The following is a 22,062-nucleotide window of genomic DNA, read 5'->3' as shown; positions in this document are numbered from 1 at the left end:
CGCCGACTTCAAGTGGCGCGCGTCCCGCCGTCGCCGGGCTCCGCGGCCTGGCGACGGAGCCCGTAGCGCGCCATCTTGTCGGAGAAGTTCTTGGGGTCCATGTCGGCGTGCTTGGCCGCCGCGGTCAGCTTGCCGCCGTGGGCATCCAGCAGCCCGGCGACATAGGCGCGCTCAAATTCCTCCACGATCCGAGCCTTGGCGTCGCGGAACGGCAGGGACAGGTCCACCGGCGCCTGCGCGCCGGCCGGCCCGCCGAGGAAGCGCTCGAGCGCGGTCAGCACGTCCTCCTTGGAAACGATGACGGCCCGCTCGATAACGTTCTCGAGCTCTCGGACATTGCCCGGCCACGGGTAGCGGACCAGGGCCTGAACGCTCTCCGGCGCGATGGCCTTGACCGCGCGCTTGAGCCGTCGGCCGGCCTCCTCGAGAAAGTGCTGGGCCAACAACGCAATATCCTCCGGGCGCTCCCGGAGAGCGGGCACGCGGACGGGCATGACGGAGAGACGGTAGAAGAGGTCGCGCCGAAAGGCGCCGTGCTCGACCTCGGCCTGGAGATCCTTGTTGGTGGTCACGATGAACCGGACGTCGATGTCCACCGGCCGGTCCGCGCCCACCGAGGTGACTTTCTTCTCCTCGATGGCGCGCAGCAGCTTGCTCTGGAGATGCAGTGGCATCTCGCCGATCTCGTCCAGCAGAAGCGTGCCGCCGTGGGCCATCTGGAAATGCCCGCGGCGGTGCTCGCTGGCGCCGGTGAACGCGCCCTTGCGCGAGCCGAAGAGCTCGGACTCGAACAGCTCCGCCGGGATCGCCGCGCAGTTGACCGCCACGAACGGGCGGTCGCGGCGCGCGCCGGAGAAGTGCACGGACCGCGCCAGCAGCTCCTTGCCCACCCCCGTCTCGCCGTGGATCAGCACGGTCGTGTCGAGGTCGGCGACGGAGCGGAGCGTCTCGAAGACCGACTGCATGACGGCGCTCTTCGCCACCACGTTCCTGAAGGTGAAACGCTCCTGGTTGCGCCGGATGGAACGCCGGTTGGCCGACTTCAACGCCTGGAACTCGATGGCCCTGCGGATCACGAGGAGCATCTCCGCCGCGTCGAAGGGCTTGACCAGGTAGTCCTCGGCGCCGAGCCGCATGGCCTCGACCGCCGACTCGATGGTCCCGTAGGCCGTCATCACGACCACGGCCAGGTCGGCGTGGTCGGCCTTAATCTGGCGCACAAGCGCCACGCCGTCCATACCCGGCAGGCGCTTGTCGGTCAGGACCAGGTCCACGTCCTCCGTCTTGAGGGTGTCGAGCGCCTCCTCGCCGCTTTGGACCGGCAGCACCTCGTAACCCGCCAGCTCGAGCGTGCGGTGCAGCGGGCGGAGGAACACCTCGTCGTCGTCGACCAGGAGCAGCCGCTGCTTCATGACGTGCCTCCCGCTACGGGTTGCGCGAGCCCCACGGCGGGCAGCGAGATGCGCACGCGCGTGCCGCGCCCGGGCTCGCTCTCGACGCCGACCTCGCCGCCGTGGAGATCCACGATCTTCTTGACGATGGCCATCCCGAGGCCCGTGCCCGAGGGTTTCGTGGTGAAGAACGGCAAAAAGATCTTCTCTCGGTCCTCAGGGGCGATGCCGGCGCCGTTGTCGATGACCTCGACCACGGCCCGGTCTTCCTCCGCGAGAAGGTTGACGACTACGCGGCCGTCGACCCGCCGGGGATCGATCGCCTCCAGGGCGTTCTTCATGACGTTGGCGAAGACCTGGCGCAGCCGTTGGCCGTCGGCCGAGGCCGCCACGTCCCGATCCACCCGGCCGTAGCTGAGCTCGACGCCGCGCGCGCGCCCCTCGGCCCCCACGGCCTCGACGACGGGGTCGAGGATACGGAGAACCTCGTACTCGCCGCGCTCGAGCTTGGTGTCCCGGGTGAAGTCCAGCAGGCTGTTGATGATGCGCTCGATCTCGACGATGCCGGACAGGATCGAGCGCGCCATCTCCTTCGATAGCGCGCCATCACCCAGGTCTCCCGACGAGAGAAGGTTGGTCGCCATCTTGATGCCGCCCAGGGGGTTCCTGATCTCGTGGGCCACGCCCGCCGCCATCTCCCCGAGCGACGCCAGCTTCTCGCGCTGGATGAGCCGCCGCTGGGTCTCGACCTGTTCGGTCAAGTCGCGCAGCACGCCGACCGTGCCGATGATCTGCCCGTCCGCGTCGAAGATGCAGCGCACCGACAGGTAGGCGGGGAACGCCTGGCCCTTCGCCGTACGCGCGGTCACCTGGCCGCTCCACCCCTGCCCCGCCTCGACCGCTCGCGCGATGGCCTTGCCGGTCCGGCCGCGCTCCTCCAGGCCCAGCAGGTCCTGGACGCCGATGCGGCCGATCCGCCGCTCCCGGTGGCCGAGAAGACGTTGGCCGGCCAGGTTCATCGTGACGAGGCGGCCGTCCACGCCCGTGGTGAAGATGCAGTCGTCCACGCTCTGGACCACGGAGGCGAGCAATCGCTCGCCCCGCCGCACCTCCTCCTCCGTCAGGCGCAGCGACTGCTGCATCTGCTGGAAGGAGGTGACGAGCTCCTGGGCCTCATCCTTCGAGATGGTGAAGTGGTCCTCCACGATCATGCGCGCCGCGGCGGCGCCGAGGGAGGCCGCCAGCAGCCGCTCGAACCTGATCCGCAGCTCGAGCAGCTCGGGAACGGAGAGATCCGCGGGCGCCTTGCCGCGGAAGAGCTCGCGTACGATGCCCTCGGCCTCCGCGTCGCCCACGTAGTGGTGCACGAGGCGCTCGATCTCGGTCGCCGACAGGATGGCCGGCGCGCCCGCCAGCTGCCTGTCTTCTCCCGCCGCGCCAACGAAGGCGGCTGCCTGGGCGCGATCGTCGGCGTCCTGCTCGGTGAAGAGGGAGACCAGCACGAAGAGCACCAGGTTGACGAACAGCGACCAGAATATCCCGTGCGTCGTCGGATCCAGGCCCGTCAAACCCAGGAGCGCCGTCGGCCTCAGCCACGCGATCCCCCACAGCCCATCGGCGAGCACCGACGCCGAGACCAACCCCTCCTTGACCAGGGCCGGAATGATCAGCGTGTAGCACCACAGCGCGAACCCTGCCGAAATGCCCGCCGCGGCGCCCCGCCGGTTGCCGCGCCGCCAGTAGAGCCCCAGCAGGATGGCCGGCGCGCACTGGCTGACCGCGATGAAGGATAGGAGGCCCATCTCGACGAGCAGGAGCTGACCGCGCTCGATCCGGGCCCAGGCGAAGCCGAACCCGACGATCACGAGCATGGCCACGCGAGTGTAGAAGAGCGTCACCCAGTAGATATCCTCCAACTTCCGCCTGCGAAGCAGCATGGGCAGGATGATGTCGTTGGTGACCATCTTGGACAGCGCGAGCGACTCCACGACGATCATGGCCGTCGCGGCCGAAAAGCCGCCGAGGAAGACCACGACCGAGATCAGGTGGCTCTCGAAGTGAAGCGGCAGGCGCAGGATGAAGCCGTCCGCCTGGGCGCCCGACTCCGGGAAGACCAGGAGCCCCGCGAAGGCGATGGGCAGCACGAACAGGTTGATGAGCAGCAGGTAGAGCGGGAAGGACCACGCGACCGCGTTGACGTCCCGCTCGCGCGGGTTCTGGACGACGAGGACGTGGAACTGCCGCGGCAGGAACATGACGGCCATCATGGAGATCAGCAGCATCGCCGCCCACCGCGCGAACGAGGCCGTCGGCGGCTGGTCGAGCGTCAGGAGGCGCGACCAGTCCGGGTGGGCGGCGATGCGACCGAAGATCTCGGCGGGCCCGTCGAAAAGCCCCCAGGTGACGTAGACGCCGACAGCGAGAAAGGCCACCAGCTTGACGACCGACTCGACCGCCACCGCCGTCATCAAACCGGTCTGCTGCTTGGTGAAGTCGAGATTGCGCGCGCCGAAGAGAATACCGAAGAGCGCCAGCGTCACGGCTACGAGCAGGGTCGGGTCGAACACGTTGAGGACCGATCCTTCGTGCAGGATCATGGTGAAGGACGCGGACACGGCGCGCAGCTGGAGCGCGATGTAGGGGATCATCCCGGCCACCACGAGCACGGCGACGAGCGTGCCGAGGTTCGCCGACTTGCCGTAGCGGCTGGAGATGAAGTCTGAGATCGACGTGATGCGCTGCTCCTTGGAGACCCGGACCAGCTTGCGCAGCAGGACCGGCCAGAGCAGCGCGACGCAGGCAGGCCCGAGGTAGATCGTGAGGAATTCGAGGCCGCGGTTGGCCGCGAGGCCGACACTGCCGTAGAAGGTCCACGCCGTGCAGTACACCGAGGCCGCGAGGACGTAGGTGATGGTGCGGATCCGCGCCCCCGCCAGGCGGTGCGCGAAGGTCTCGCCGGCTGAGGCGACGAGGAAGAGGAAGATGAGGTAGCCCAGCACGATGGCCAGCAGGGTCGGCTGGCTCAGCCAGCTCACTCGTTATCCTCCAGCGCCCGCCGGCGCACGGCGGCCGCGATCAGCACGGCCACGATGGCGGCCCAAACGGCGAAGAGGTAGAGGACGAGGGCCGGCACGCCCCAGATGAGCACCGGGCGGTTGGCGATGGTGAGGAGGGGCCAGACGAGCAGGGCCCCGAAGAGGAGGAAGCAGGCGGCGAGGAGTTCCCTGGCCTTCATTGGCTGGCGGGATTATAGGCGGCGCCCGAGGGGGACGCAATGAGTCTCCCGGGCCGCCGCCTGTCAGCCGGGGCTGGGGAGGAAGCGCTTCATGAGGAGGGCCTGGAAGCCGTCCTCGAGCTCCGCGGCGACGGCCTGCGCGACTTCGTCGGGCGAGCCCTGCCGTTCGACCCAGTCGCCCTGGCCCCAGCCCTCGAGGTAGGCGTCGCCCTCCGTCGCGTTTTCCCGCATGGCGAGAGCGTCGATCAGGTCCTGGAACTTCTGCGAGAGCTGGTGACGAGCCGTCCGGTCGGCGTCGGCGGCTTCGACCAGCGACGGGATCTCCTTCCAGCGGACGATGCGGTAGCGGGCCATGGTTGGTGCGGCACATTCTATCGAAAAGACGCGCGATTGCTTGACAAAGGTAGACCCCAACCCTACCCTCTGAGCGGGAGGCCCACACATGATCGATACGAAGACGGCGGACAAGGAGCTGCAGACCTATATCCGCCCGCAGACCTTCCCCGTGGCGATCCGGATGCTCAAGCCCGGCGAGCCCATCCCCGAGCGGGCGAAGCGCCCCGCACGCGACTTCAAGAAGCTCAGCATGTCCTGTCAGGTCATCGATATGTCGCGGCGCTACGGCTGGATGATCGCGCTCACCCGCGAGGACCACATCTGCTCGCTCGGCATCACCGCCATCGGCTTCGACAAGCCCCTGCCCATCTACAACGTCGGCACGCTCTGCGAAGGCATGTACACCGAGACCAAGGAGGCCGGCCAGCGCTCGGAGGCCGCCATCGACAAGTTCGCCCCGGGAGAGTACGAGACGCTGCTCGTCGCGCCGCTCGACCGCGCGACGTTCGAGCCGCATCTGGTGTGTATTTACGCAACCCCCGCTCAGGTGATGCGGTTGACCCAGGCGGCGTTGTGGAAGCGCGGCGGGCGCCTGCACTCCTCGTTCGAGGGGCGCGCGGTGTGCGCCGACATCATCGTGACGACGATGCAGACGGGCGAGGCCCAGGTCATCCTGCCCTGCTCGGGCGACCGGATTTTCGGCCAGACCCAGGACCACGAGATGGCGTTCACCATCCCGTGGGCGAAGATGGAAGAGATCGTGGAGGGCCTGCGCGGCACGCACAACGGCGGCATCCGCTACCCGATTACGCAGTTCATGGAGTACGAGGCCAAGCTGCCGCCGCGCTACATGGAGGTCAACCGGTTGTGGGACGCCGAGAAGGGCAAGGTGGCGCTGACCCCGCGCGACCGCGTCGTGGCCGCCTACAAGCGCTCCTTCGCCGACCGCGTCCCGGTCTACCCGATCGTCGCCTCGTTCGCCGGCACCCTCGACGGGCAGTCCATCGAGGAGTACTGCACGAACCCGACCAAGGCCATCACGGCCATGATGAACTACTTCGAGCGCTACGAGCCGGACGTGGTGCTGGCGTACAACGACCTCGCCAAGGAAGCCGAGGCCTTCGGCTGCAAGGTCAAGTACTCCGACTACGTCGTGCCGTCGATCGAAGGGCACGTGCTCGAGGACAAGGCCAACTTGGCGAAGCTGAAAATGCCGGACCCGTACAGCGCGGCGAGACTGCCTGGCTTCCTCGAGCAGTGCGAGGCGCTCGTCAAGGCCGCGCCCCCCGCCGCCATGGGCGCCGTCGCGGTCGGCCCGTGGACCGTTGCCATGCTGCTGCGCAACCCGGAGATGATGCTGCTCGACACCTTCGAGGACCCGCAATTCATCCACGACCTGATGCGCGTCACGACCGATTTCTGCAAGACCTGGGGCGACGCCATCGTCAAGACCAAGATCGGACTCAGCTTCTCGGAGCCCACAGCGTCCATCAGCCTGGTCTCCCCCGACAACTATCGCGAGTTCATCGCCCCGTACCACAAGGACCTCGTGGACCACTTCAAGGCCAAGAAGGTCGGGCTCACGACGCACATCTGCGGGACGACCTACCCGATCTACGAAGACATCATCGGCTGCGGCTTCACCACGGTCTCGTTCGACCTCGACCAGCAGGGCGACCCGAAGCTGTACGTGGACCAGCTGCAGCGCTTTATGGAGGTCGCCAAGGGCCGCGCCGTCGCCATCGGCAACGTGGACGCGACCAAGTTCGAGAAGACGACGAAGGCTGAGATGGAAGCGGACGTGCGCCGCTGCATCGACACGGCGGCCAAGCACTCTGCGTTCATCCTGTCGACCTCGTGCGAGATCCCGCCGCGCTCGAACCCGGAGATCGTGAAGTGGTTCATGGACGCGGCGCACGACTACGGCCGCTACGAGCGGGTCCTGGGGTAGCCAGGCGCCAGACACACGAAGGGCGCGGGGGCAACAGCCCTCGCGCCCTTGGCGCTTAAGCTCGAGATCCAGCTACCACTTGAAGGGCTTCTTGGAGGGCGGGACGCCGTACGCGCCCCGATCGCCGCCCCCGAACCCACCGCCACGACCGCCGCCGCCCGGGCGTCCACCCGGCCGGCCGCCGCCCCGCGGGCCGCCGCCGCCGGAGCCGGGCGCCTTCGGGGTCGAGAGATTGACGGTCAGCTTGCGGCCGTCGAGGTCCTTGCCGTTGAGCTCCGAGATGGCGCGCTGGGCCTCCTCAGCCGTGGTCATCTCGACGAAGCCGAAACCGCGCGACTGGCCGGAGAACTTGTCGGTGATGACCGCGGCGGATTCCACGGTGCCGCACTGGGCGAAGTACTCACGCAGCGTCTCGCTCGTCGTGGAATACGAGAGCCCCCCTACGTACAGTTTCGAAGCCATCTGGATCTCCTTCAGTCGCTCTTCCGCCTTGATGCACGCCCCAATACTCGGAAGAGCCAATATCGGAGGCGAGGGCGCCGGCCGCGGCGCTATACACGGAGTTTACACCATACGGGGCCGCCCCGCCGCTACAGCCGCCCGTTTACGGCGTCATCCAGGCCGCGAGGGCCGGATCACGGTAGGTGTTGTCGGCAGGCGCGGGCGTGATCGGCGGCTCCGGCTCCGCAGCTTCCGGAGGCGGGGACGCGATCTCCGCGTGGCGGATGGACTCCCCCGTCGCGACCAGGAGGCCGAGCAGACAGAGGGCCACGCCCAACCCGAGGACCCAGGCGAGGAACTTCCTGCCGAAGGATTCCATCGCGTCTACCCGCACACGGCCTCGACGGCGGCGGCCGCCGCCGCGGGGCGCGGCGCCACCACACGGGCGGGCCGCTCGGCCTTCGCGACGAGGTCGAGCACATCGAAGGGCTCGCGCACCGCGCGAAAGCCGTGAAGCTCGAAGCGGACCTGCTCGTCTATCCCCTGGCCGGCCTCGACCCGCACTACCACCGGCACGCTGGGAGCTACGGTGTCGAAGAGCCGCGCGAGCTCCGCCCCCGGCAGATGCACCAGGGCAGAGGACAGGATGATCAGCGACACGGGAGTCTCGAGCAGGTGACGCACTCCCTCGCAGAAGGTATCGGCCATCCGGACCGCGATGCCTTGCTCGAAGCATCGCATGCCGACCCATTCGGTCAGCGTCCGGTTCTCATCGATCATCAGCACACGTGTCATGGCATTCCTTTCCCGTTAATGTTAAGACCACTGGAATGAAGGCAAAGCCGATGCCACGTGGGGGAAGGCGCACAAATGCGTGTGAGCGCAGGACCTTAGCGTGTGCCGGCCCTCACGGACGTGACGAGACGCGTGACGGGATCGGGCGCGGTGCCCGACGAGAATCGTCCCCTGCCCGAACGGCTTCAGCCCTGCGGCTTCAGCTGATCCGGGGAGATCCCGTAGGTGAGGAGCTTGCGGTAGAGGGTCTTGGGATCGATACCGAGGAGCGCCGCGGCCTTGGCACGGTGCCCGCCGACCTGGCGGAGCGTGGCGTTGATGTGCTGGCGTTCCATTTCCTCGAGGCTGCCGCCTTCCGCCGGTCTACCGGTTGTACTGCCGTGGCCCATACGCAGCTCTGCGGGCAGGTCCTCAGGCTCGATCTCGTCGCCCTTCCCGAGAATGACGGCGCGCTGGATCGCGTGCTGGAGCTCGCGCACGTTGCCCGGCCAGCCGTACGCCTCCATGCAGCGCAAGGCCGCCGGGGAGAGGCGCTTGCGCCCGTAGGCCGCGTTCTGCTCGAGAAAGTGCTCGGCCAGGAGCCCCACGTCCTCGGGCCGCTCGCGCAGCGGCGGCAGGGTCAGGGCGATCGTGTTGATCCGGTAGTAGAGGTCCTGGCGGAACTCGTTGGCGCGGATCGCCTCCGCGAGATCGCGGTTGGTCGCTGCGACGAGCCGCATGTCCACGCTGCGCCGCCGCGTCCCGCCCACGCGAAAGAAGGCGTGCGACTCGAGGACCCGCAGGAGCTTGACCTGGCTGTCGGGCTCCATCTCGCCGATCTCGTCGAGAAAGAGCGTCCCGCCGTCCGCCAGCTCGATGAGCCCCGGCTTGAAGCTGACCGCGCCCGTGAACGCGCCCTTCTCGTGGCCGAATAGCTCGCTCTCCAGCACCTCGCGCGGCAACGCGCCGCAATGGATCGGCACGAAAGCCTGCGTCGCCCGCGGCGACCGCTCGTGGATGGCGCGCGCGATCAGCTCCTTGCCGGTGCCGCTCTCGCCCAGGACCAGAACGGAAGAGTCCGTCGGCGCGACCCGGTCCACGAGGCGCAGCACCTCCTGCATGGCGGGGCTCGCCGTCACGATGCCGACCGACGTGGCGACACCCTCGGGGTCGAGCTGGGCCCGCAGCACGGTGTTCTGTCGTATGAGGCGGCCCTTCTCGGCGGCCTTGCGGATCAGGACGTCGAGCTCCTCGATCCGCGCGGGCTTGGTCAGGTAGTCGTAGGCGCCGAGCTTCATCGCCTCGACGGCGTTGGCGACGTCCTGGAAGCCCGTCATGACGATGACTTGCGGCGCCTCGGACATCTCTCCGAGCGCACGCAGCACCTCGATCCCCTCTATCCTCGGCATCCGCATGTCCAGCAGCAGCACGTCGGGCATGTCCTCCCGCAGCCGCTCGAGGGCCGCCCTGCCGTCGGGCACGCCCGCAGCCTCGTGTCCCTTGCGCTCGAGCTCGCGCACGATCAGGTCGCGCAGGTTCTTCTCGTCGTCGGCTACCAGCACGCGAATGGGCGCGCTCACGACGCGGTCTCTGAGGCGCCCGTGGGCAAGATCACCCGAAAGGTCGTGCCCCGGCCGACGCGAGACTCCGCCTCGATGCGCCCGCCGTGGTCGGCGACGATGCCCTGGGCAATCGCGAGCCCGAGCCCGGTCCCCTGCCCGGGCGGCTTCGTGGTGAAGAAGGGGTCGAACACGCGCGGCAGCGCGTCGGCGGATATACCCGGTCCCTGGTCGGCGAACACGATCTCGACCTCGCCGGTGCCGCGCCGGCCCGTCGTCACCGTCAGCACGCCGCGCCCCTCCATGGCCTCGAGAGCATTGCCGGCGAGCCCGAGGAAGACCTGACGGAGCTGCCCCTCGTTGACGACCACCGCCGGCAGCGCCGGGTCGAAGTCTCGCCTGACCTCCGCTCCAACGAAGCGCGACTGGTGGCCGAGGAGCTCGAGGACCTTGTCCACGAGGGTGTTGAGGTCGACCGCCTCGCGCCGCCCGCCCGGCTCGCGCACGAACTGGAGCAGGCTGCCCGTGATCTCCTTGCAGCGGAAGGCCTCCTCCTCGATGAGCGAGAGATAGGATGGGAAGTCCTTGAAGCAATCCTGCTCGGCGAGCCGCGGATCCCGTGCGCGCTCCTTCAGGGCCTCGGCGCAGCCCGCGATGGTCGCCAGCGGATTGTTGAGCTCGTGAGCCACGCCGGCCGCGAGCCGCCCGGCGGTCGTCAGGCGCTCGGTCAGCAGCATCTGCTGCTCGAGGCGCTTCTGGAGCGTGAGGTCCTCGACGAGCACGATCAGGCGCCCGGCGCCTCCGGCCGCCGCGGGCAGCGGCGCCGCCGTCAGCCTGAGCGTCCGCGGCTGCGCCCCGCCCGGCACCTCCCCCTCGAGATGCCTGACCTCCCGGGCCGCCAGGGCGGCGCCGAGAAAGTCGCCGACGGTCGAGGCCTGAGCGGCCGGCAGGAGGTCCACGAACGAGGAGCCCACGCCCGAGGGACCGGCGAATGCGGCGGCGCCCTCCGGGTTGGCGCGCACGATCCTGAGCTCCGCATCGAGCACGTAGAGGCCGAGCGGAAGCGTCTCCAGCACCACTTCGACGAAGCGCTTCTGCTCGTCCAGCTCCCGGGTGCGGTTCGCGACCATCTCCTCGAGCTGCTCGGAATACGTGCGGACCGAGCTGAAGAGCCGCGCATGCTCGAGCGCCATGGCCGCCTGGTCCGCGAAGGCAGCCACGAGCGACTCCTCCTCCGGCGTGAAATGGTGCACGTCGGTGCGGAGCACGGTCAGCGCGCCGATCGCCTCGTTGCCTACCACGAGCGGAGCGGCCAGCATGGAGCGCAGCGGGCTTGCCTCCGCCACCTGCGGGTAGCGGACGCGCGGATCGTGCTGCAGATCGGCGCTCTGCTGCGGCCGGCGCTCCTTCACGGCCATGCCCGTGATGCCCTCGCCCACTCGGAGCCGGATCCGGCCCACGATCTCAGGGTCGAGATCGAGGCTCGCCGCCGATGCGAGCTCGCCCGTGGCCGGGTCGAGCGTGAAGAGGCCGCAGGACTGGACGCCGAGCACCTCGCGCGCCTGCTGGAGGATGAGGCGGATGGTCTCGCCGACGTCCAGGCTCTGGTTGACGGCGTGCCCCGCTTCGAGGAGCGCCTGGCGCTCGCGGCCGCGGCGCTGGCTTTCCTCGAAGAGGCGCGCGTTCTGGATGGCGATGCCCGCCTGGTCGGCGAAGCCCTCCAGGAGCGCCTGGTGCCTCCGGCGGAAGAAGCCGATCCCCGTCGAGAAGGCCGAGATGACGCCGATCAGCTCGCCGCCCACCCGCATTGGCACGGAGAGCATGGAGCGGATGCCTTCCTTCTCGTCGACATCGCGCTGCGCCGAGCGCGGGTCGGTGCGGACGTCGTCCACGCGCAGTGCCGCTCCCGACATCGCGGCGCGCCCGATGATCCCCTCGCCCAGGGGCATGGAGAGCCGGCTCCACTCGGGCGTCCTGAAGCCGTGGGCGGCCACGTGCACCACGGCGGTGCGCTCCGCATTGAGGAGGCCGATGCCGCAGCCGGTGCTGCCGATGAGGTCCGCCACGGAGCGGCTGACGGTCTCGAGGAGCGCGCTCAAGTCGAGCCGCGAGGTGATGAGCTGGCTGGTCCGGTTGAGCGCGGCCAGCGCCTCGGCGCGCTCCGCGGTCTCCGCGTGCAGACGCGCGTGCTCGATGGCGGAGGCGAGCGGCCGCGCCACCTCGCCCAGCGCCTCGAGGTCGGCGTCCGTGAACGCGCGGGCCGCGCGGTGGGCGACGTTGAGCGTGCCGATGACCACGCCCTGGGAGACGAGCGGCGCCAGCATGGCCGAGCGGAGCCCGCGGCGCGACAACAGCTCGCGGCTGGCCGGGGGAACGGCAGGATCGTCGAGGTCGTCCACGCGGCGCGGCGCCCGCTGCTCGAGGACCCACTGGGCGAGCGTGCCCTCGAGCGGGATCCGCTCTGTCCTGGTCTCCGGAACCCCGGCCCGGGGGGACACGGTCACCAGCTGGAACTCTTCGCGCTCGGTGTCGAGCAATGTGACCGAGAGCAGGTCGAAGCGGACCAGCCGGCCGAGCGCCCGCGCCACGGCTTCGTAGACCTGCTCGAGCGCGTGCGCGCCGGCGGTCAGCTGGGTCACCTCGTTGATCACGGTCAGTCTGAGTGTGCGCCAGTGCAGCCGCCAGACTTGCTCGAGCGCCAGCCCGAACTCGAGCGGAAAAGAGGACGGCAGCGCGCCGCCGCGAAACCGGCGCCCCAGGAGCAGGAGCGTGCCCAGAGGATGCGCCGGCGGGCCGAGCGGCGCCCGCAGCAGGAGCGGCCGGCCCGGCCCCTTCCACCCCGGCGGCGGCTCGCGCAACGTCTCGACCCGCATCCTCCGGGGCGGCGTGGCGTCCTGCCCGCCGAGCCACGTCGCCAGCGCCGAGTCCGGACGCGCGCCGGCGAGGAGGTCTAACGATGGGCCCGGGCCGCTGGAGAAGGTCAGGCGGCCGGCGGAGGCGCCGGTCAGCCTGACGAGGCGCTTGATCCCGCGGGCGACGCCGATCTCCGGCGAGGAGGCGCGGCCGAGGGTAGCCAGGAGATCGGGGAAGAGGCGGCCAATTTTCATCGCGACCCGACCCTACGCCGCCGCGGGCCTGAGCACGCGCCCGGGAAGATTCCCGGTATGCTCGCCGCCTCGCACGACGGCGCGGCCGTTGACGATCACGTGCTCGATCCCGGCGGCGTAGCGGTGCGGGTCCTCATACGTCGCGAGATCGGCGACGCGCCCTGGCGAGAAGGCGACGACGTCGGCCTTGGCGCCGGCGCGGATGGCGCCGCGATCCTTCAAACCGAGCCGCGCCGCGGGCATCCCTGTCATCTTGTGGATGGCGGCGGGCAGGGTCAGGACGCCCTCGTCGCGGACGTAGCGGCCGAGCACGCGCGGAAACGTCCCATAGCTGCGCGGATGAGGCTTGCCCACGGAGAGCTGCCCCGTCGCCACGAGGGACGAGCCGTCGGAGCCGATCATCACGTGGGGGTGGACGAGCGCCTTCCGGAGGTCCGCCTCGTCGAGCTGGAAGAGGATGACGAAGCCCTTCCCCTTCTCGGCCTCGATGACCTCGAAGGCGCAATCGACCGGGTCCCTGCCCCAGCGCCTGCCGATCTCGTCGAGCCTCAGCCCCTGCGCCTCGGGGCGCGAGGGCGCATACGCGATCATGATGTCGCCCCAGCCGACGCCGCGCGCCAGGACGGCCCCGTGCGCCATCTCGTCGCGGATCCGCGCGCGCGCCGCCGGGTCGCGGAGACGGCCCAGCATCGCCTCGATGCCACCCTCGAGGGCAGAGTCCGGCAGGAGAGTCCGGATCGTCGTGCTCGAAGCCGTGTACGGGTAGACATCGGCCATGATGTCGAGCCCTCTCGCGCGCGCGGCGTCGATCAGGCTGAGGGCGTCCTTCACCCTGCCCCAGTGGGGCCGGCCCGCCGCCTTGATGTGGCTCACCTGGACCGGCAGACCGCCCTCTTCACCGACGCGGATGGCCTCGGCGACCGAGTCGAGGAGCTTCGCCCCTTCGTCGCGGATGTGGCTCGCGTAGAAGCCCCCGCGCGCGGCGGCGCGCGCGATCTCGACGATCTCCCGCGTCTCCGAATAGGAGCCGGGGGCGTAGATCAGCCCCGTCGACAGGCCGCAGGCGCCGTCGGCCATGGCCGACTCCATGAGGCTCCGCATCCGGGCGAGCTCTTTCGCCGACGGCGGCCGCCGGGCGAAGCCCATCACCGCGAGCCTCAGCGTGCCATGCCCGATGAGCTGCGCCACGTTGAGGGCGAGCCCGTCGTCCTCGTAGCGGCGGAGGAAGTCCTTGACCGAGCGCCATGAGAAGTCCATGCCGTGGCCGAGGTAGGGGGCGAAGCCCTTCATGTCCTCTCGAAACTCGTCGCTGACCGGCGCGGGAGAGAAGCCGCAGTTGCCGACGACCTCCGTCGTGACGCCCTGGCGGATCTTGGACTCGGCGCGGCGGTTCTCGAAGAGGCGCCAGTCCGAGTGCGAGTGCATGTCGATGAAGCCCGGCGCGACTGTCAGCCCCGCTGCCTCGACGGTCTCTCCCGCGGGCTCGCGCGAGAGATCGCCGACCGCCGTGATGCTGTCTCCCGTGACACCGACATCGGCCCGCACTGCGGGCGCGCCCGTGCCGTCCAGCACCTGCCCGCCCACGATCTTGAGGTCAAGCACGCGGCGTCTCTTTGAAGCCGATGACCCGCTCGCACCAAGTCGCCGCGGCCAGCAGCCGCGCCTCGCACCACGGCGCGCCGCTCAGCTGGACGGCGAACGGCAGCCCGTCGAGCGCGAGCCCGGTGGGCAGCGAGATCGACGGCATGCCGGCGAAGCTCCAAGGCGCGCAGTAGTACGGATCGCCAGTGGACTCGAGCCCCTTCGGCGCGGGGCCGGCCGCCGTCGGCGAGACGAGCGCGTCGTAGCGCGCCGCGACCGCGCCCATGTCTTTGGTGAACGCACGCCGGTGGGCCTGGGCGGCGATGTAGTCCACGGCGGCGATGCCGTGGCCGGCCTTGACGGCCTCGCCGATGTGCTTCGGGTACTCGGCCGAATGCCGCGCGTAGAGGTCGCGGTGGAAGGCGGCCGCCTCGGCGCGCGAAACGGTGTCTCCCGCCGCATGAAGACCCTCGAACGAAGCCGCGAGCGGGGCCTCCTCGACCTGCGCGCCTGCCGCGCGAAGCGTCTCGAGAATCGCGTCGATGTGCGCCGCGTTGGCGGGCTCGGCGCGCCCGATCAGCGGCCGCAGCACCCCAATCCGTGGGGCCGCCGGTACCGCCAGCGCGGCGAGGTAATCCTCCACGGGCATCGCCGCCGAGAGAGGGTCCGCTGGATCGTGACCGGCCATGACCGTGAGCGCCAGCGCCGCGTCCTCGACGGAGCGGCAGAGCACGCCCACGTGGTCCAGGCTCCACGCCAGCGGCGTCACGCCGACCGCGCTGATGCGCCCGTGAGTCGGCTTGAAGCCGACCGCGCCGCAGTAGGCGGCCGGGCGCAGCACTGAGCCGACGGTCTGCGTGCCGAGCGCCAGCGGCACCATGCGCGAGCCGACCGCCGCGCCCGAGCCGCTCGACGATCCGCCCGGCGTATGGTCGGGATTCCACGGGTTGCATGTCGCCGTCGGGTCGCGGAGCGCGAACGGCGTCGTCGTGACCTTGCCCAGGATGACGGCTCCCGCGGCCCGCAGTCGCGCGACGGACACCGCGTCCACGGTCGGACGGCGGTGCCCCCAGACGCCTACTCCTGACGTCGTCACGAGCCCGGCGGCGTCGTAGATGTCCTTGAGCGCGACGGGCACGCCGTGGAGCGGCCCCATGAAGCGTCCCTCGCGCGCCTCGATGTCCCGCTGGACCGCGACGCGGGAGGCGGCATCGCGGTCGAGGTGCACCCAGGCCTTGAGGACGGGCTCGACCGCGTCGATGCGCTTGAGGCAGGACGCGAGCAGGTTGGAGGGCGACAGCGCGCCGGCACGGATGCGGCGCGCGGCCTCGGCTGCGGTGACGTCGTGGAGATCGGCCATCGGAGTCCCCCGGGAAGACTACTGGAGCGCGTCGAGCACTTCCGCGACAACCTCGAAGCGGCCGAACGAGGGCATGAGGTACACGCCGGCATAGTGGCCGCGGATCTGTCGGACCAGCGCCTGGGCCGTCTCGATCCCCGCGCGCAGACCGCGGTCGCCCGCGTCCTTCATGCGCGCGCGCACGGCGTCGGGGACGGTGATGCCGGGCACCTCGTTGTGGAGGAACTCGGCATGGCGGGACGAGTGCAGCGGCAGCACGCCGACCACAACCGGGATCGGTGAGCGGGTGCGCGCGAAGAAGCGCTCCAGCACCTCGAGGTCGTAGACCGGCTGGGTCTGGCACCAGCGCGCGCCCGCCTCCGCCTTGGCGAGGAGCCGCTCCATCTCGCGCCCGGGATCGGCCGCCGCGGGGTCGAGCGCCGCGCCCACGCAGAAGGCCGTGGGCTCGCCGACGGAGTTGCCCGTGGCGTCGCGCCCTTCGTTCATACCCTGCAAAATGCGGATGAGCCCGATGGCGTCCACGTCGAACACGGCGGTGGCATCGACGTAGTCGCCCGTGCGGGGCGGGTCGCCCGTCATCGCGAGGATGTTCCGGATATCCAGCGCGTGGGCTCCGAGCACGTCGGCCTGGATGCCCATCAGGTTCCGGTCGCGGCAGGTGAAGTGCATGTTGACGTCGAGCCCCGTCGCCTCGCGGACCAGGATGGCCGTGGGCAGCACCGACATGCGCACCCGCCCGAGCGAGCCGTCGTTGATGTCCACGATCTCGACGCCCCGCTCCTTGAGGAGCTTGGCGCCCTGGACGAGCTTCTCGATGTTGTGTCCGCGCGGCGGGTCCAGCTCGACCGTCACGAGAAACGCCCCCGCGTCGACTTTGCGTTGAAGCAGCGTCGGAGCGGCGGTCGTCGGCAGTGTCGGCGCCGGGCTCGCCTCGACGCGCGCGCGCCGCGGCTCGGCCGCCTTCCCGGCGCCGGAGCGCGGCACGTGACGGTCCACCACCTCGCGCATGGCGCGGATGTGGTCGGCCGTCGTGCCGCAGCAGCCGCCCACGAGGCGGGCGCCCGCCCCGATCATCCGCGCCGCGTATTCGGCCATGTATGCGGGCGACGAGATGTAAATCAGGCGCTCGCCCACGCGGCTCGGCAGCCCGGCGTTCGGCTGGATGATCACCGGCAGACCTGCGGCCTCGGGCAGCATCTGCTCCAGCACTTCGTAGAGCGTGCTCGAGCCGACGGAGCAGTTGGCGCCGAGCCCCTGGATGGGCAGCGCGCGGAGCGTCCTCGCGACCTCGACCGGCGTGTGGCCGAGGAAGGTGACGTGGTCCTGGGTGAAGGCGACCGAGGCGATGACCGGCAGATCGGTGATGGTGCGGATCGCCTCGACGGCCAGCCGCAGCTCGACGAGATCCGAGAAGGTCTCGGCGACGAAGGCGTCCACCCCGCCCTCGAGCAGCCCCTCGGCCTGTTCGAGGAATGTCGCGCGCGCCTCCTCTTGCGTGACCGACCCGAGCGGGGCCAGGTACTTGCCGAGCGGGCCGATCGAACCCAGCACGAAGACGTCTCGCCCCATCGTCTCGCGCACGTCGCGCGCCAGCTTGGCGCCGCTGAGGTTGATGTCCCGCACGCGCGCGGCGAGACCATGGATACTCAGCTTGAAGCGGTTGGCGCCGAACGTGTTCGTCTCGATCCAGTCGGAGCCGGCCTGGATGTACTCGGCGTGGATGCCCTGGACGATCTTGGGCTCGTTGACGTTGAGCACGTCGAAGCAGGCGTCGAGCGGCACGCCGCGGGCGTAGAGCATGGTGCCCATGGCGCCGTCGCCAAGGAGGGGCCGCTCGCGAAGTCGCTCGAGGAAGGGCGCGGGCATCAGACGGCCTGCCTCTCACGCTCTGCCAGCGCCGCGGCCACTCGCGCCGCGACCTGGTCGGGGGTGAGCCCCGTCGTGTCCATCGTGAGGTCTGCCTTGGCGTAGAAGGGAATGCGCGCCGCGTAGAGCGCCTCGGCCTGCTCGCGCGTCTTGTCACTGAGCATCGGGCGGTCGCCGCCCCGGAGGGCGCGCTCGTAGAGCGATTCGAAGTCACCCGAGAGCCACACCACGGTGCCGATGGCGCGAAGCGCTTCGGCGCGACCCTGGCCGCAGGGCAGCCCGCCACCCGTGGCGATCACGTCGCCCCGCTTGAGGGCGAGGAGTCGCACCGCCTCGTCCTCGAGCGCGCGGAAGTGCACCTCTCCCTTCTCGGCGAAGATCTCCGGGATGGGCCGGCCCTCTGTGGCGGTGATCATCTCGTCCGTCTCGACGAAGCAGCGCCCGAGCCGCGTGGCCAGGATGCGCCCGACCGAAGACTTGCCCGCCCCCATGAAGCCCACGAGGATCACGTTGTCCGCCATCTCACCGGCCATCGTATCACCAGGACACGGCGGAACCCTACCGGCGCACCGTGGTGGCGGCGGGGGCGCGGCGATAGGCGCAGTCGGGCATCCAGCAGCGGCGGCACTGGGTGAAGTAGTGGTCCACCCGCGCCTCGGGCCCGACGCCGACCAGGAAGGAGATGCTCTTGCCAGGGCTCATCACGCAGGAGTCATTGAGCGTCACGCCGATGGGCCCGCCGTGGCAGATGCGGAAGAGGGTCGCCTGTTCGGCGGTATCCCACCCGGCATAGCCGGGGCTGACCCGGTTGGTCACCTTGAGCCCTGCGGGAATGGCCGCCTGGCACAGGAGGTCGTTGGCGTACTCCGCAAGGCTCTCGACCGCCGCCGAGCCGACGCTGTCGAGCATGACCGCCAGCGGCAGCTCTCGCCTATCCCACAGCTCGCGCACTCGCTCCTCGATGGCAGACCCCACGGTGCAGATGCCCGCCCCGATCGCCTCGAGCGAGCCCCAGAGCCTGCCGATCTCGGGGATCTTGAGCCGCTCGCCGCCGGCTTCGATCAGGTCGGGCCCCTGCCCCGTCACGCGGCTGCCGCGGTAGACGACGCGAGGCTCGATCAGCGACTCGCCGAGCGCCAACGCCTCGTCGAAGAGCAAGAGCACGGCGGCATCCGGGATATCGATGCCCTTCTTGTAGCCCTGGAAGCGCAAGACCTCGTCGCGGTCCACGCGCAGCGGGACATCCTGGAAGACGGCGGGGAGCGGCGAGCGGACGTCGAGCGCCGCGCTCACGTGCTGCGGCGGGAGCGCGCGACCTCGGCGATGAGGCGGATGTGGCCCGGATCCGAACCGCAGCACGCGCCGACGATGTTGCAGCCGGCGTCCAGCAGCGCCGGGTAGTCCTTGGCCATGGCCTCGGGCCCAAGCTCGTAGGTCGTGGTGTCGCCCTTGGTGATGGGCAGCCCGGCGTTGGGGTACGCGATGAGCGGCGCGTCGGTCACCGCCCGCATCTCGCGGATGATCACGATCGCGCGGTCGGGGCCGCGGCCGCAGTTCATGCCGACGATGTCGGCGCCCGCGCCGAGCAGGCCCTTCGCCACGTCGGCCGGGCTCTCGCCCCACATGGTCCGATCCCGGTCGTGCATTTCCTCGTATTGGAAGAACATGGTCGCCATGACCGGCAGGTCGGTGACCGCCTTGCACGCCTTGATCGCGGCGGTGGCCTCCTGGGGAAACATCATGGTCTCGACGGCGAAGATGTCCACCCCGCCTTCGGCCAGCGCCAGGGCCTGCTCTTTAAAGGTAGCGACGTACTCCTCGTCGCTGGTGTCACCGAGGGGCTCGTACTCGACCGGCAGGCGGCTCGTCGGGCCGATCGAGCCCGCCACGTAGCCGCCGGGCGGGCAGACCGAGCGCGCCAGCCGCGCGCCCTTATCGTTCAGTTCGCGGGTCCGGTCACCGATCTGGTATTCGTTGAGCTTGAGCCGGGTGCCGCCGAAGGTGTTGGTCTCGACGAAGTCCGAGCCCGCGTCGAAGTAACCCTTGTGGATGCCGCGGACGACCTCCGGGTGGGTGTCGTTCCAGAGCTCGGGGCAGGCGCCGTTGAGGAGCCCCGCCGCGAAGAGCGCCGTGCCGTAGCCGCCGTCGAAGACCAGGCGCTCCCCCGCCTTCGCACGCTCGACGATCTCCCAGCCGCGCGGGCGCGCCATCAGGTCGCCGCCGCCACGCCGAGGAGCTCCTTGGCGCGCACCACCGCGATGGTCGAGTCCCGCGCGTAGCCGTCGGCGCCGATCTCGTCGGCATAGGCCTGGCTCACCGGGGCGCCGCCGATCATCACCTTGACGCGGGCGCGGACGCCCGCCTTCTCCAGCGCGTCGATGGTGCGCTTCATGGCGGGCATGGTCGTGGTCATGAGCGCCGAGATGCCCACGATCTGCGCGCCGTGCTCCTCGACCGCCGCGACAAACTTCTCAGGCGAGACGTCACGTCCGAGGTTGTGCACCTTGAAGCCCGCGCCCTCGAGCATCATGGCGACGAGGTTCTTGCCGATGTCGTGGAGGTCGCCCTGCGCCGTGCCGATGACGACCACGCCGAGCGACTGCCCGTCGCCGCCCGCCTTGGTGATGAGGGGCTTGAGGAGGTCCAGCCCGGCGTACATGGCGCGCGCGGAGAGCAGCACCTGGGGCACGTAGTACTCGTTGCGCCTGAACTTCTCTCCCACGACGTCCATGCCGGGGATCAGGCCGCGAAAGATCAGCTCCTTGGGATCCATCTCGAGGGCGAGGCCTTCGTGGGTCTTCCGGGCGACGGTGTCCTTGTCGCCCAGGATCACAGCCCTCGACATGATGGGGTAGTCGAAGTCGTCGTTCATGCCTCGTTCTGGCTTCCTTCTCGGTCGTGACCGCGGGCGGACGTGACCGCGGGATACCCCGCCTTGACCCACTCGCGCATGCCGCCGGCTACATTGTACCAGTCGGTCATGCCGGCCCGCAGGAACGCGCTGATCACCGAGCTCGAGCGGAGGCCGCCCGCGCAGAGCACCGCCTTAGGGCGGTCGGCGGGAAGCTCGCCCATGCGCTCGACGGCCTGGCCCATGGGCACGTTAACCGCGCCTGCGATGTGGCCTTCATCCCACTCGAAGGGCTCACGCACGTCCACCACGACGAGCTCGGGCCGCTCTTCGCGCATGGTCGCCAGATCGTGCACCGTGATCTGCGGCACCCGCTCCTCCGACAACCCCTCGCTCTTCCAGTCCGTCATCCCGCGCTGGAGATACCCGGCGATGTCGTCCATGCCGGCGCGCCCCAGCCCCTGCACCGCGCGGGTGAGGTCCGAGGGCCCCGTCGCCAGGAGCACGAAGCGGCTATCGGGCGGCGTCATCATCGCCACGCGGGCCGCGAAGGGGTTGCTCTCGATCCACACGTTGATGGCGCCGGGAATGTGCCCCTCTCCATATTCCGCGGGGCTGCGCACGTCGAGGACGACCGCGCCCTTGGCCATGGCCTCGCGCGCCTGAGTGACAGACAGCGGCTCGGGATCACCCGACGATGGCAGCGCCTGCGAGCGGTTCTTGGCGATGATGCGGTCGAAGCCGGGCGGCTTGGGCGGCAGCCCGGTCATGAGCGCGCTCACGAAGGCGTCGGCCGTCCGGGCCTGGAGCGCCGGGTTGAACCGCCGCTCGAAGCCGATGGTGGAGCCGGGCTTGGAGGACATGGCGCGGCCACATGAAGATCCGGCGCCGTGCGCCGGGTAGACCTCGACGCTGTCGGGCAGCGTCAGCACGCGGGTCGTGAGGCTCTCGTAGAGGTTGGCGGCCGCGCGCTCGCCCCCGAAGTCGGGCCGTCCCACGTCGCCCACGAAGAGCGTGTCGCCCGTCAAGACGAACCACGGATCCTCGCCGCGCGAGAGGTCGGTCACGAGGAGGCAGACGCTGTCAGGCGTGTGTCCCGGCGTGTGGATAACCTGGACGCGCACCGTGCCGATCCTGATCTCGTCCCCGTGGACGATCGGCGCATGAGGAAAAGCCGCCTCTGCTGCTGGATGGATGTGGATGCGCGCGCCCGTCTTCGCCGCCAGGGCCTGGTTGCCCGAAAGGTGGTCGGCGTGGATGTGGGTGTCGACGATGCGGGTGAGGCTGAGGTCCTTGCGTCGCGCCCAAGCAAGGTAGTCGTCCACGCGGTCCCGCCCGGGGTCCACAACGAGGGCCTCCCCCGCCTGGCCGCACCCGATCAGGTAGGCGATGCAGCCGGCGTCCTCGTTGACGATCTGCTGGAAGATCATCGCTCGCATCTTCCCACACGGGCTCCGTGTTTCGCAAGGCCGCCCAAGATAAGGGCTCGAGGCCCGCCGATCTCACGCTGCTTGACCGCCCGTTCGCTGGTAGACTAAAATCGCGGAGCTAAAATCTCGGATTTAAACTCGACCCGATCGGAGGCCCCCAAGGGGTCGGATGAAGACGGT

The 22,062-nt window shown here is 69.8% G+C and carries 18 protein-coding genes; 1 reads left to right on the top strand and 17 read right to left on the bottom strand.

All coding sequences use genetic code 11. The features are described 5' to 3' along the window. Positions 1–8: 8 nt before the first annotated feature. From VGV06_00515 to VGV06_00500, 4 genes are all read right to left on the bottom strand, one after another. Positions 9–1,412 (bottom strand): sigma-54 dependent transcriptional regulator, encoded by a 1,404-nt coding sequence (locus tag VGV06_00515; protein HEV2053635.1) that lies wholly within the window; start codon positions 1,410–1,412, stop codon positions 9–11. Continuing rightward, positions 1,409–4,426, bottom strand: a complete 3,018-nt coding sequence (locus tag VGV06_00510; GenBank protein ID HEV2053634.1) for an ATP-binding protein — start codon at positions 4,424–4,426, stop codon at positions 1,409–1,411. Before VGV06_00510 ends, VGV06_00515 begins: the two co-directional genes overlap by 4 nt. Continuing rightward, positions 4,423–4,626 carry a hypothetical protein gene (locus tag VGV06_00505; protein ID HEV2053633.1) on the bottom strand — a complete coding sequence of 68 codons (204 nt, stop codon included), beginning with the start codon at positions 4,624–4,626 and terminating at the stop codon, positions 4,423–4,425. The genes VGV06_00510 and VGV06_00505 overlap by 4 nt, the downstream gene beginning before the upstream one ends. 63 nt (positions 4,627–4,689) lie before the next feature. After that, positions 4,690–4,980: a virulence factor gene (locus VGV06_00500; GenBank protein HEV2053632.1), complete on the bottom strand. Its 291-nt coding sequence runs from the start codon at positions 4,978–4,980 to the stop codon at positions 4,690–4,692. Between the two features lie 88 nt (positions 4,981–5,068). On the opposite strand from VGV06_00500, the gene VGV06_00495 reads away from it, so the two are divergent. After that, positions 5,069–6,913: a uroporphyrinogen decarboxylase family protein gene (locus VGV06_00495; GenBank protein ID HEV2053631.1), complete on the top strand. Its 1,845-nt coding sequence runs from the start codon at positions 5,069–5,071 to the stop codon at positions 6,911–6,913. 72 nt (positions 6,914–6,985) lie between these two features. Here the strand turns inward: VGV06_00495 and VGV06_00490 are convergent, their stop codons facing one another. The 13 genes from VGV06_00490 to VGV06_00430 all read right to left on the bottom strand — a co-directional run bounded on the left by VGV06_00490 (position 6,986) and on the right by VGV06_00430 (position 21,882). Then, entirely contained in the window at positions 6,986–7,375 is a 390-nt protein-coding gene (locus VGV06_00490; protein HEV2053630.1) for an RNA-binding protein, read from the bottom strand. A gap of 142 nt (positions 7,376–7,517) precedes the next feature. Further along, a complete protein-coding gene (locus VGV06_00485) occupies positions 7,518–7,733 on the bottom strand; it encodes a hypothetical protein (GenBank protein ID HEV2053629.1) in 216 nt (71 codons plus the stop codon). 5 nt (positions 7,734–7,738) lie between these two features. After that, positions 7,739–8,149 carry a hypothetical protein gene (locus VGV06_00480; protein ID HEV2053628.1) on the bottom strand — a complete coding sequence of 137 codons (411 nt, stop codon included), beginning with the start codon at positions 8,147–8,149 and terminating at the stop codon, positions 7,739–7,741. A gap of 185 nt (positions 8,150–8,334) precedes the next feature. Continuing rightward, on the bottom strand, positions 8,335–9,708 hold the full coding sequence (locus VGV06_00475; protein ID HEV2053627.1) for a sigma-54 dependent transcriptional regulator: 1,374 nt from the start codon (positions 9,706–9,708) through the stop codon (positions 8,335–8,337). After that, positions 9,705–12,794 carry a GAF domain-containing protein gene (locus tag VGV06_00470; GenBank protein HEV2053626.1) on the bottom strand — a complete coding sequence of 1,030 codons (3,090 nt, stop codon included), beginning with the start codon at positions 12,792–12,794 and terminating at the stop codon, positions 9,705–9,707. The genes VGV06_00475 and VGV06_00470 overlap by 4 nt, the downstream gene beginning before the upstream one ends. A gap of 12 nt (positions 12,795–12,806) precedes the next feature. Next, positions 12,807–14,396 (bottom strand): D-aminoacylase, encoded by a 1,590-nt coding sequence (locus VGV06_00465; GenBank protein ID HEV2053625.1) that lies wholly within the window; start codon positions 14,394–14,396, stop codon positions 12,807–12,809. After that, positions 14,389–15,735, bottom strand: coding sequence for an amidase (locus VGV06_00460; protein ID HEV2053624.1), 1,347 nt, complete (start codon positions 15,733–15,735; stop codon positions 14,389–14,391). Before VGV06_00460 ends, VGV06_00465 begins: the two co-directional genes overlap by 8 nt. An 18-nt stretch (positions 15,736–15,753) precedes the next feature. Continuing rightward, positions 15,754–17,601, bottom strand: coding sequence for a bifunctional homocysteine S-methyltransferase/methylenetetrahydrofolate reductase (locus tag VGV06_00455; GenBank protein ID HEV2053623.1), 1,848 nt, complete (start codon positions 17,599–17,601; stop codon positions 15,754–15,756). Further along, on the bottom strand, positions 17,601–18,122 hold the full coding sequence (locus VGV06_00450; protein HEV2053622.1) for a shikimate kinase: 522 nt from the start codon (positions 18,120–18,122) through the stop codon (positions 17,601–17,603). The genes VGV06_00455 and VGV06_00450 overlap by 1 nt, the downstream gene beginning before the upstream one ends. A gap of 37 nt (positions 18,123–18,159) precedes the next feature. Further along, on the bottom strand, positions 18,160–18,894 hold the full coding sequence (locus tag VGV06_00445) for a vitamin B12 dependent-methionine synthase activation domain-containing protein (protein ID HEV2053621.1): 735 nt from the start codon (positions 18,892–18,894) through the stop codon (positions 18,160–18,162). Beyond that, positions 18,891–19,811, bottom strand: coding sequence for a homocysteine S-methyltransferase family protein (locus VGV06_00440; protein ID HEV2053620.1), 921 nt, complete (start codon positions 19,809–19,811; stop codon positions 18,891–18,893). Before VGV06_00440 ends, VGV06_00445 begins: the two co-directional genes overlap by 4 nt. Next, the gene (locus VGV06_00435; GenBank protein HEV2053619.1) at positions 19,811–20,473 is read right to left on the bottom strand and encodes a corrinoid protein; all 663 of its coding nucleotides are present in this window, start codon (positions 20,471–20,473) and stop codon (positions 19,811–19,813) included. The genes VGV06_00440 and VGV06_00435 overlap by 1 nt, the downstream gene beginning before the upstream one ends. Then, positions 20,470–21,882: a rhodanese-like domain-containing protein gene (locus VGV06_00430; GenBank protein HEV2053618.1), complete on the bottom strand. Its 1,413-nt coding sequence runs from the start codon at positions 21,880–21,882 to the stop codon at positions 20,470–20,472. The genes VGV06_00435 and VGV06_00430 overlap by 4 nt, the downstream gene beginning before the upstream one ends. Positions 21,883–22,062: the final 180 nt, after the last annotated feature.

It is taken from the genome of Candidatus Methylomirabilota bacterium, from assembly GCA_035936835.1.
Taxonomy (GTDB): Bacteria; Methylomirabilota; Methylomirabilia; order Rokubacteriales; family CSP1-6; genus AR37.
This window is presented reverse-complemented; position numbering and strand designations above follow the sequence as displayed.

Excerpts from the sequence above, each read along its gene's own strand:
- VGV06_00460 (HEV2053624.1), bottom strand. The coding sequence starts at position 15,735 with ATGGCCGATCTCCACGACGTCACCGCAGCCGAGGCCGCGCGCCGCATC.
- VGV06_00515 (HEV2053635.1), bottom strand. The coding sequence starts at position 1,412 with ATGAAGCAGCGGCTGCTCCTGGTCGACGACGACGAGGTGTTCCTCCGC.
- VGV06_00480 (HEV2053628.1), bottom strand. The coding sequence starts at position 8,149 with ATGACACGTGTGCTGATGATCGATGAGAACCGGACGCTGACCGAATGG.
- VGV06_00500 (HEV2053632.1), bottom strand. The coding sequence starts at position 4,980 with ATGGCCCGCTACCGCATCGTCCGCTGGAAGGAGATCCCGTCGCTGGTC.
- VGV06_00470 (HEV2053626.1), bottom strand. The coding sequence starts at position 12,794 with ATGAAAATTGGCCGCCTCTTCCCCGATCTCCTGGCTACCCTCGGCCGC.
- VGV06_00430 (HEV2053618.1), bottom strand. The coding sequence starts at position 21,882 with ATGATCTTCCAGCAGATCGTCAACGAGGACGCCGGCTGCATCGCCTAC.
- VGV06_00485 (HEV2053629.1), bottom strand. The coding sequence starts at position 7,733 with ATGGAATCCTTCGGCAGGAAGTTCCTCGCCTGGGTCCTCGGGTTGGGC.
- VGV06_00440 (HEV2053620.1), bottom strand. The coding sequence starts at position 19,811 with ATGGCGCGCCCGCGCGGCTGGGAGATCGTCGAGCGTGCGAAGGCGGGG.
- VGV06_00435 (HEV2053619.1), bottom strand. The coding sequence starts at position 20,473 with ATGAACGACGACTTCGACTACCCCATCATGTCGAGGGCTGTGATCCTG.
- VGV06_00495 (HEV2053631.1), top strand. The coding sequence starts at position 5,069 with ATGATCGATACGAAGACGGCGGACAAGGAGCTGCAGACCTATATCCGC.
- VGV06_00490 (HEV2053630.1), bottom strand. The coding sequence starts at position 7,375 with ATGGCTTCGAAACTGTACGTAGGGGGGCTCTCGTATTCCACGACGAGC.
- VGV06_00505 (HEV2053633.1), bottom strand. The coding sequence starts at position 4,626 with ATGAAGGCCAGGGAACTCCTCGCCGCCTGCTTCCTCCTCTTCGGGGCC.
- VGV06_00455 (HEV2053623.1), bottom strand. The coding sequence starts at position 17,601 with ATGCCCGCGCCCTTCCTCGAGCGACTTCGCGAGCGGCCCCTCCTTGGC.
- VGV06_00450 (HEV2053622.1), bottom strand. The coding sequence starts at position 18,122 with ATGGCGGACAACGTGATCCTCGTGGGCTTCATGGGGGCGGGCAAGTCT.